The organism is Promicromonospora sp. NPDC060204 (assembly GCF_042728455.1).
Lineage (GTDB): Bacteria > Actinomycetota > Actinomycetes > Actinomycetales > Cellulomonadaceae > Promicromonospora.
The window spans coordinates 1-7,667 of sequence record NZ_JBHWZO010000283.1; the positions used below are offsets into that span (position 1 = coordinate 1).

At 74.7% G+C, this 7,667-nt stretch carries 4 protein-coding genes; 3 read left to right on the forward strand and 1 reads right to left on the reverse strand.

The window, feature by feature from the left end; translation table 11 throughout:
• Nucleotides 1–31 precede the first annotated feature (31 nt).
• Nucleotides 32–1,360, reverse strand: coding sequence for a serpin family protein (locus ACFWEJ_RS24850; protein ID WP_377231856.1), 1,329 nt, complete (start codon nt 1,358–1,360; stop codon nt 32–34).
• Between the two features lie 225 nt (nt 1,361–1,585).
• Here ACFWEJ_RS24850 and ACFWEJ_RS24855 point away from each other — a divergent pair, with 225 nt between their 5' ends.
• The 3 genes from ACFWEJ_RS24855 to ACFWEJ_RS24865 all read left to right on the forward strand — a co-directional run bounded on the left by ACFWEJ_RS24855 (nt 1,586) and on the right by ACFWEJ_RS24865 (nt 7,555).
• A complete protein-coding gene (locus tag ACFWEJ_RS24855; protein WP_377231857.1) occupies nt 1,586–3,994 on the forward strand; it encodes a Tex family protein in 2,409 nt (802 codons plus the stop codon).
• Nucleotides 3,995–4,187: 193 nt separating this feature from the next.
• Nucleotides 4,188–5,891: a TetR/AcrR family transcriptional regulator gene (locus tag ACFWEJ_RS24860; RefSeq protein WP_377231858.1), complete on the forward strand. Its 1,704-nt coding sequence runs from the start codon at nt 4,188–4,190 to the stop codon at nt 5,889–5,891.
• A gap of 32 nt (nt 5,892–5,923) precedes the next feature.
• Complete coding sequence (locus tag ACFWEJ_RS24865; RefSeq protein ID WP_377231859.1) at nt 5,924–7,555, forward strand: dihydrolipoyl dehydrogenase family protein; 1,632 nt, start codon at nt 5,924–5,926, stop codon at nt 7,553–7,555.
• The last annotated feature ends 112 nt before the right edge of the window (nt 7,556–7,667 follow it).

A 7,667-nucleotide genomic window follows, 5' to 3' on the forward strand; every position in this document is an offset into this window, starting at 1 on the left:
CCTCACCCCGGCGCGCCGCCGTGCTCCCGGCTCAGTGCCGCGGGCTGCGCACCGCGGCCAGGAACAGGGGGAGGTGGGTTTCTGTGTGGGCGATCCGCAGCAGGTAGGGCCGGTCCACGGTCATGCGGACGGCGGGCCCGCCCGCCGGGGCGCCGCTCGTCGCGACACCGATCTCGGTGACGGCGGCCGCGACCGTCCCGTCCTCGTCCAGGCGCAGGTAGGCCTGCTGCATCGCCTGGCTCACCCGGAGCGGCTCGGCGGTGCTGATCCCGGTGAGGTCCGGGGCGTCGTACAGCCCGCCGACGCCGGCCGCGTCCAGGGCCGGGGCCAGGTCCAGCGTCGGCGGTTCGAGCTCCAGCGTGGGCATGGCGAGCTCGACGAGCCGGGGCGCCGCGTCGTCCAGGGCGGTGGTGAGGGCGGTCAGCGTGCCGGGCGCGACGTCCGCGGGGTCGGTGCCCTCCGGCGGCAGCAGCACGTCCGAGTGGAACGCCTCGCCGTAGGGGAGTCGGACGGCGGCCCAGCCGTCGTGCTCGGCGTACCCCCAGGACTCGGTGCCGTGCAGCATCTCGACGGGCCCGGTGCCCTCGGGGCCGGTGAAGTCCTCGTCCCGCGTGGCGTGCTCCTGGAACGGCGTGTCCCAGCGGGCCGCGAGCAGGATCGCGTTCTGCAGCACCAGGCGCAGCATCGGGTCGGGCTGGATCGCCGACTCGTTGATCAGTCCGCCCGTGTGGTGGTTCACCCAGGCGTCCAGGACCCTCTTGCCTGTGCTGGTACCCAGGTCGGTGCGCTGCACCCCGGCGTCGAACGCCGAGGCGAGCGCGTCCAGGTAGGCCGGCTCGACGGCGAGCTGGTCGTCGAGCACGGCCTGGTTCGCCAGGTGCAGCACCGGGCGGTCGGGGAGGTCGTCGTCCTGCGCGACGCCGGGGTCGCCGTCGTGCTTCGCGAGCTCGGCCGTCAGCGCGTTGTAGGCCGCGGTGCGGTCCTCGCCCGAGGCGCCGAGCGCGGCGTCCAGGGCCGTCGCCGTCTCGCCGCGCGCACCCTCGGCGAGCAGCGCCAGCGCGAAGGAGAGGGACGCCGGGGAGACCAGGGCGTTGTCCTTCGGCGAGGCGGTCGCGCGCAGGGCGAGCAGGCCCAGCTCCTCGGTCGCGACGACGGCGTCGGCGCTCGCGGGGGCGTCGGCGACCGTGACGGTGACCCGTGCCGCGTCCGACCGCTCCAGGCCCTCGTCCGCCGCGGGTCCGCAGGCGGTCAGGGTGAGGACGGCGGCGGTGACGACCGCCGTCGAGGTCGTCGCACGGCGACCGGTGCGGGGCGCGCGACGGTGGGTGGCGGGATGCGCGGACGGATCGCGACGCTGCACGGTTTCCTCCAGGTCGGTGGCCCCGCGTGGACGGGCGGGGTCCTGCTCCGGATGTGTCGTGACGCGTCCCGTGCTTGCACCACGCCTCGTGTCAGACGTACAGGTCACCCGGGTGACCTGTACGTCTGACACGCGTGGGCGGATGCGACAGATGTCAGTGGCGGCGGGCACAATCACTCCCGACCATCCCGGTGGGTTCGACCCCCTGAAGTGAGGTAGTGGACGTTGGCAAGCATCAACCAGCGCATCGCTGAGGAGCTGGGCGTTCGGGAGGGGCAGGTGACCGCGGCGGTCGACCTGCTCGACGGCGGCGCGACCGTGCCGTTCATCGCCCGGTACCGCAAGGAGGTGACGGGCACCCTCGACGACGCGCAGCTGCGCACCCTCGAGGAGCGGCTGCGGTACCTGCGCGAGCTCGAGGAGCGGCGCGCGGCGATCCTGGCGTCGGTGCAGGAGCAGGGCAAGCTCACGGACGAGCTGCGGGCCCAGATCCTGGCGGCGGAGACCAAGTCGCGTCTGGAGGACATCTACCTCCCGTACAAGCCCAAGCGGCGCACCAAGGCGCAGATCGCGCGCGAGGCCGGGCTGGAGCCGCTCGCCGTGGCGCTGCTCGGCGACCCGTCGCTCGACCCGACGGAGGCCGCCGGCCCGTACGTCGACGCCGACAAGGGTGTGGCCGACGCGGCCGCGGCGCTCGACGGCGCCCGGGCGATCCTCGTGGAGCGCATGGGGGAGGACGCCGACCTGATCGGCACCCTGCGCGAGCGGCTGTGGAAGCGCGGGCGCATGCTGTCCGCCGTCCGCGACGGGGCGCAGGAGAAGGGCGCGAAGTTCTCGGACTACTTCGAGTTCGCCGAGGCCCTGTCCAGCCTGCCGTCCCACCGCGTGCTCGCCCTCTTCCGGGGCGAGAAGGAGGACGTGCTGGACCTGACGATCGAGCCGGAGGAGGGCATCGAGGCCGGCGTGCCGACGTCGTACGAGGCCACGATCGCCCACCAGTTCGACATCACCAACCAGGGTCGCCCGGCCGACCGCTGGCTGGCCGACACCGTCCGCTGGGCCTGGCGTACCAAGATCCTGGTGCACCTCGGCATCGACGTGCGGCTGCGGCTGCGCTCCGAGGCGGAGGACGAGGCCGTGCGCGTGTTCGCCGCCAACCTGCGCGACCTCCTGCTCGCCGCCCCCGCCGGCACGCGGGCCACCATGGGTCTCGACCCGGGCCTGCGCACCGGCGTCAAGGTCGCCGTCGTGGACGCCACGGGCAAGGTCGTGGAGCACGCGACGATCTACCCGCACCAGCCCGCCAACCGCTGGGACGAGTCGCTGGCCGTGCTGGCCCGGCTGGCCCAGAAGCACAAGGTGGACCTGGTGGCGATCGGCAACGGCACGGCGTCGCGGGAGACCGAGCGGCTGGCCGCCGACCTCATGAAGAAGGTGCCGGAGCTCGGCCTGACCAAGGCCGTCGTGTCCGAGGCGGGCGCGTCCGTGTACTCGGCGTCCGCCTACGCGAGCGCGGAGCTGCCCGACCTCGACGTGTCCATCCGGGGCGCCGTCTCGATCGCGCGCCGCCTGCAGGACCCGCTCGCCGAGCTCGTGAAGATCGACCCCAAGTCGATCGGCGTGGGCCAGTACCAGCACGACATCACCGAGACCAAGCTGTCGCGGTCGCTGGACGCCGTGGTGGAGGACTGCGTGAACGGCGTGGGCGTGGACCTGAACACCGCGTCGGTGCCGCTGCTCTCGCGCGTCTCGGGCATCACCGCGACGCTCGCCGAGAACATCGTGGCCCACCGCGACGCGAACGGCCCGTACGGGTCGCGGGCGGCGCTCAAGAACGTGCCGCGGCTGGGCCCCAAGGCCTTCGAGCAGTGCGCGGGCTTCCTCAAGGTCTCGGGCGGCGCCGAGCCGCTGGACGCGTCGTCGGTGCACCCCGAGGCGTACCCGCTGGCGCGGCGCATCGTGACGGCGTCGGGCGCGGACGTGCAGGCCCTCGTCGGCAATCGCGGCGCCCTGCGAACGCTGAAGCCCACCCAGTTCGTGGACGAGACCTTCGGTCTGCCCACCGTGACCGACATCTTCGCCGAGCTGGAGAAGCCCGGCCGCGACCCGCGTCCGGCGTTCACCACGGCGTCCTTCGCCGACGGCGTCGAGACACTGGGCGACCTGGTGCCCGGCATGGTGCTGGAGGGCCAGGTCACCAACGTCGCGGCGTTCGGCGCGTTCGTCGACGTCGGCGTGCACCAGGACGGGCTCGTGCACGTCTCGGCCATGTCCAAGAACTTCGTCAGCGACCCGCGCGAGGTCGTGAAGTCGGGCGACATCGTCAAGGTGAAGGTCATGGACGTCGACCTGCAGCGCAAGCGGGTCTCGCTGACCCTGCGCCTGGACGACGAGATCGGGGCGGCCCCCGGCGGCCGCACCTCGGGCGGCTCCCGCTCCGGCGGGGCCGGCGGCCAGGGCGACGGCCAGCGTGGCGGCCGTCCGGGCGGCGGCGAGGGCCGCGGCCGGGGCGGACAGGGCCGTGGCCAGGGACAGCGCGGGCAGGGCGGTCAGGGCGGACAGGGTGGCCGCGGCCGCCCGGCCCCGGCCGACACCGCGATGGCGGACGCCCTCCGCCGAGCGGGCCTGGCCTGACGCACCCTCCGCGAGCTGCGCTCGCGGGCCGCGCTCGCGGCCTGAGGAGGAGCCGAACGTAGGGTTGGTCGCAGCAAGAGGCGTGATGGGGCGACCAACCCTACGTTCGGCTACCAGGTGATGCCTGGAGCGGGCCGGGCATGGGAGACTGGGTGCCGCATCGTCGGCCCCCACCGGAGACCAAGTACGCCCCGTGAGCAGCACCGCAGAGACCACGCCCCGGCGACGTCGACGGCAGGAGCTCCTGAGCAGCTCGATCGTCGTGGCGCGCCGCCTGCTCGCCGACGGCGGGCTCGAGAGCGTGACGATGCTGGCCGTCAGCCGGGAGATCGGGATCGCGGGGCCAGGCCTCTACCGGTACTTCCCGAGCCGCGCCGACCTGCTCCGGGTGACGTACCGCGACGTGCTCGACGAGCTGGTCGCGCACGTCCGCGCGGCGATCGCCCGGCAGCCGGCCGGTGACCGCGCCGCCGCGGTACAGGCGCTGACGAACGCGATGTTCGCGTGGAGCGTGGCGCACCCCCACGAGTTCGACCTGCTGCTCGGTGCCGGCCTGCGCCTGGTCGAGGACGGCGCACCGGTCGGCGGGGAGTCCGGCGGCGGCACGTTCTACGAGGTGGCGGCGCTCGCGTTCCCGCCGGTCGTCGCCCAGTGGGCCGACGGCGCGGTCCGGTTCGACGAGCCGGTCGTCCCGGAGCTCGCGGCGGACCTGGGCGCCCGCCGCGACGCGCTGCTCGCCGTGTTCCCGGACGCGCCCCGGGACGTGCCGCTGGGTCTGGTCGCCGCCGTCCGCGTCGCGTGGCAGCGCACCTTCGGCCTGTTGTGCATGACGGCGTACGGGCACGTCACCGAGCCCGACGGTCCGGTCCGGCGCGACTACATCACGGCCCTGCTCGACGACCTGAACGCCCGGAACCTCGCGCTCTTCGGCCTGACACCCAGCCCCGCCGCCGTCCTGGAGCCCGTGTTCGAGCCCGGTTCCGGGCCTACGACGTCGGAGCCGCCCGCCTCGGAGCCCGCCGCCTCCGAGCCCGCCGCACCCGAGCCGTTCCTCGCCGGGGCCCATCCGGCCGACCAGGCGCGCACGACCGCCCGGGGCGGCACGGGCCGCCGGGCCCGGCTGCGCCGCGAGCTGCTTACGGAGGCGCTGCGCTCGGCGCGCCGCCTGCTGGACGAGCACGGCCCGGACGGCGTCACGATGCAGGCCGTGGCGAAGGACGTCGGGATCGCGGCGCCCGGGCTGTACCGGTACTTCGACGGTCGTCCCGGCCTGCTACACGCCACCCACCAGGACGTCGTCGACGAGCTCCTGGCGTACGTGGAGACGGCCGGGGCGCGGCAGCCCGCGGACGACCCGAGCGCGGAGTGCCACGCCGTGATCGACGCGCTGTTCCGCTGGTGCCTCGCGCACCGCAACGAGTACGACCTGCTGATGTCGGGGCGGATGCGGATCTCCCTCCCGGGCGAGGACACGCCCGGGGAACCCCGGCACGCGCCGCTGATGGCGCTGGACCGGGTGGGCGCCGTGTTCGCGCCGATCGCTCTGGCGTGGTGGCGGGCGGGCTGCCGCGTGATCCCCGACGACGAGCTCCTGCCCGCGCTCGTGCCCCACCTGCGGGCCGCCCGCGAGGTGATGCGCGGGATCCCGGGTTACCCGCCGGACGTGCCGCTCGGGCTGCTGCACGCGATGAACCTGTGCTCCGCGCGGCTCTGGGGCCTGCTCACGCTGACCGTCTACGGCCACATGGGCGACCTGGACGCCCCGGAGGCTCCCGCGCACCTGGACGCGCTGGTGCTGGACCTCGCGGCCGACGCCCTCGACGTCTTCGGCCAGAAGCTCTCCGCCGCGGTCGTGCTGGTGCGGGACACGCCGGGGCCGTCCGGACCCGTCCGATAGACCGGGGTGCGGGTTCGGTCCAGGATGACGACATGAACAACGCACCCGAGACACCCGGTGAGCAGGCGGACGAGACCTACGACGTCATCGTGATCGGCGGCGGGCCCGTGGGCGAGAACGCGGCGGACCGCGCCTCCCGCACCGGCCTGTCCGTCGCCCTGGTCGAGTCCGAGCTCGTGGGCGGCGAGTGCTCGTACTGGGCCTGCATGCCGTCCAAGGTGCTGCTGCGCGCGGGCACCGTGCGCGCCCTGGCGCGCGACACGCCCGGCCTGGCCGACCCGGGGGCGCCCGACGTCGCCGCCGTGCTGGCGCGGCGCACCGAGATCACCTACGACTGGGACGACTCCGGGCAGGTCTCGTGGGTCGAGGGTGCGGGCATGACGCTCGTGCGCGGGCACGGCCGCCTGGCCGGCGAGAAGCTGGTGGAGGTCACGGTGCCGCGCGCGCCGGCCGGCGGCGGGTCCGGCGACGCGGCCGGCAGCGGCGGCGAGGGCGACGACTCCGACGTCGGCGGGGGGCTCGGGGAGGCCGAGACCGGCGAGGTCCCGGTGACGAGGCTCCTGCGGGCCCGGCACGCGGTGATCGCGTCGACCGGCAGCGTGCCCGTCCTGCCCGACACCCCGGGGCTGGCGGCCGCCGCGCCGTGGTCGAGCCGGGAGGCGACGGGCGCCGAGGCGATCCCCGAGTCGCTGGTCGTGATCGGCGGCGGGGTGGTGGGCGTCGAGATGGCGAACGCGTACTCGGACCTCGGCGCACAGGTGACGCTGCTGGCCCGGGGCGGCCTGCTGTCGAACGCCGAGCCGTTCGCGGGCGAGATGGTCGGCGAGTCGCTGCGCGCGATCGGCGTCGACGTCCGGACCGGTGTCGGCATCGCCTCGGTCGAGCGGCCGGGCACCGGCAGCGACAACGAGCCCGCCGGTCCGGTGACGGTCACCCTGTCCGACGGCGCGACGATCACCGCCGCCGAGATCCTGGTCGCGACGGGGCGCGTGCCGCGCACGACCGACCTGAACGTGGAGAGCGTGGGCCTGGACAAGTCAAGCCTGGGTCGCGGCGGGGCGCTGGTGGTCAACGAGTCGCTCGAGGTGGTCGGCGTGCCCGGCGGCTGGCTGTACGCGTGCGGCGACGTGACGGGGCGGGCACCGACCACGCACCAGGGCAAGTACCAGGGCCGCATCGTCGGCGACGTGGTCGCGGCGCGGTACGGCACGGAGTCCGGCGACCGGTCCCCGACGAGCGGCGACCCGGAGCCCGCCGTCGGGCAGGAGGGCAAGCCGTGGTCGCGGTACGCCGCGACCGCCGACCACGGCGCGCGCGTCCAGGTGGTGTTCACCCACCCGCAGGTCGGCTGGGTGGGGCCGACGGAGCGCGAGGCGCGGGCCGCCGGGATCCCGGTCGAGGCCGTGTCGTACGACCTGTCCTGGGTGTCCGGGGCGAGCGTGGACGGCCCGAACTACACCGGCCGGGCCCAGGTGCTGGTCGACACGCAGCGCCGGGTCCTGGTGGGCGCCACGTTCGTGGGGCCGGACGCCGGCGAGATGCTGCACGCCGCGACGATCGCCGTCGTCGGCGAGGTGCCGCTGGACCGCCTGTGGCACGCGGTGCCCGCGTACCCGACGGTCAGCGAGGTGTGGCTCCGCTTCCTGGAGTCCTACGGCCTCTGAGCCGCCTCGGGCTCGGCCCGCTCACCCTCGGCCCGCTCACCCTCTGACTCACTCACCCTCTGTCCCGCTCACCTTTGAGGCCCGGGTTTCTTCGCTCTGGACGGATCCAGAG